General features: G+C 73.8%; 2 protein-coding genes. Both read left to right on the top strand.

Features of this window, described 5'->3' with window-relative positions; translation table 11 throughout:
• Nucleotides 1-238 (top strand): asparaginase (locus H5J30_RS33520; protein ID WP_181791517.1); only part of this gene is annotated, 238 nt, incomplete at its 5' end.
• Between the two features lie 70 nt (nt 239-308).
• Nucleotides 309-1,360, top strand: a 1,052-nt coding sequence (locus tag H5J30_RS33515; RefSeq protein ID WP_181791515.1) for a GNAT family N-acetyltransferase, incomplete at its 3' end; no start/stop codon positions are given.

Below are 1,360 nucleotides of genomic sequence, written 5' to 3'. Positions count from 1 at the left end.
GCGCGGGGTGCCAGGGGCGCTGGCGAAGGTCGGCGCGGAGGGCGTGCAGGCGATGGCCCTGGCGGACGGGCGGGCGCTGGCGTTCAAGGTCGACGACGGGGCGCTGCGGGCCGTCGGCCCCGTGCTGGCGCGGGGGCTGGCGCTGCTGGGCGTACGGTCGCCGGTGGTGGCCAGGATCGGGGCGGCGCCGCTGCTGGGCGGCGGGGAGCAGGTCGGGGAAATTCGCGCGACGTTCTGACGTACGGCACCTAGCGTGGGCGGATGATCGAGAACTCGGCAGAGCTGTTCCCGCGAGCAGGAGCACGGCCATGAGCGACGGCATCGAGATCCGTACGGTCACCGAGGGCGACGTGGGCGACTGGATGCGCGCGCTGCACACCGGCTTCATCCGCGCCCCTTCCGTCACCGAGGAGGACGTGGCGCTGTTCCTGAAGGAACGCGACCTGGACCGGACCCGGGGCGCGTACGACGGCAGGCGGTGGGTCGGCACGTACCGCAGCTTCGATCAGGAGCTGACGGTTCCGGGCGGGGCCGCGGTGCCCTCGTGCGCGGTGTCCGCCGTCACGGTCTCGCCGACGCACCGCAGGCGCGGGCTGCTGAGCCGGATGATGCGGGAGGACCTGGCGGAGGCGAGGGAGCGCGGCGACGCGGTCGCCAGCCTGATCGCCGCGGAGTACCCGATCTACGGCCGCTACGGCTTCGGCCCCGCCACCTGGACCACCAGCTACGACGTGAGCACCCGGCGCGCCCAGCTCGACCCGCGGTACGCGGGCCCCGACGACGGCGGCACGGTCGAACTCCTCGACGCCGCCGAGGTGAGGGAGATCGCCCCGGCGCTGCACGACCGCTTCCGCGGGGTGATACCGGGCGCGGTGAACCGGAGCGACTACCGGTGGCGGGTGCACACCGGCGCGACCCGCTTCAGTATCGACGAGCCGTGGAAGGACCCCTTCTACGCGCTGTACCGCTCGGCTGCCGGCGAGCCGGAGGGCCTCGTCACGTACCGCGCCAAGTGGGGCGAGTGGCCCGGCAAGCTCTCCGACGACGAGCTGACGGTGACCGACCTGTTCGCCGTCACCCCGGCCGCGGAGCGGGCGCTCTGGCGCTACCTGGTCTCCTTCGACTGGATCACGACCATCCATACGGGCCACCGGGCGCCCGACGATCTCCTCCCCCTCTACCTAGGTGACCCTCGGGCGGCCCGGGTGACCGCGCACGCGGACTACCTGTGGCTGCGGCCACTGGACGTCCCGCGTCTTCTGGAGGCCCGCGACTACGCGGCCTCCGGCTCCCTGGTGCTGGACGTGCACGACCCGGCCGGGCTGGCCGGCGGGCGCTTCCTGCTGGACGCCGGTGGCCC

This window comes from Streptomyces phytophilus, assembly GCF_013870535.1.
Classification (GTDB): domain Bacteria; phylum Actinomycetota; class Actinomycetes; order Streptomycetales; family Streptomycetaceae; genus Streptomyces; species Streptomyces phytophilus.
The sequence above is the reverse complement of the archived record's forward strand: the minus strand, read 5'-3'. Positions and strand labels throughout refer to the sequence as shown.